General features: G+C 38.7%; 1 protein-coding gene. It reads left to right on the forward strand.

Annotation, left to right across the window (positions count from 1 at the left end):
• On the forward strand, positions 1–212 hold a 212-nt coding region (gene rpsU / locus J7R05_RS08180; RefSeq protein WP_208541870.1), incomplete at its 5' end, for a 30S ribosomal protein S21.
• Between the last annotated feature and the right edge of the window lie 233 nt (positions 213–445).

Consider the following 445-nt stretch of genomic DNA (forward strand, 5'->3'; position numbering starts at 1 on the left):
ATAATGTTGATCAGGCGCTACGCGCGTTGAAAAAAAAGATGCAGCGTGAAGGTATCTTCCGTGAAATGAAAATGCGTGGTTATTATGAAAAGCCCTCCGAAAAGCGTGCTCGTGAGAAAGCTGAAGCTATTCGCCGCACGCGTAAGCTTGCTCGTAAACGTGCGCAAAGGGAAGGTGTTGTTAGTAACGGTCGGGCTTCTGTGGTAAAATAGTACATTTTGGGAATCTCATAGAGTCACGTTAGCAGTAACAAAAATATAGCATAAAGTGATTTGTATAACGCGGTGGTGGGTGTTTTTGTTGTTTTTAGTTTGGTTTACTCGCTAGTGTTTGTTATGTATGTTTTTAAAGCCTAGTAGTGGTTTTTTCTTATAATAATGTTGGTGGATTTTATTTGACTCTTAATTATGTCAAGTTAAATCATCATTTGAAGTTAACAAGCACA

The organism is Bartonella capreoli (genome assembly GCF_902813205.1).
Classification (GTDB): domain Bacteria; phylum Pseudomonadota; class Alphaproteobacteria; order Rhizobiales; family Rhizobiaceae; genus Bartonella; species Bartonella schoenbuchensis.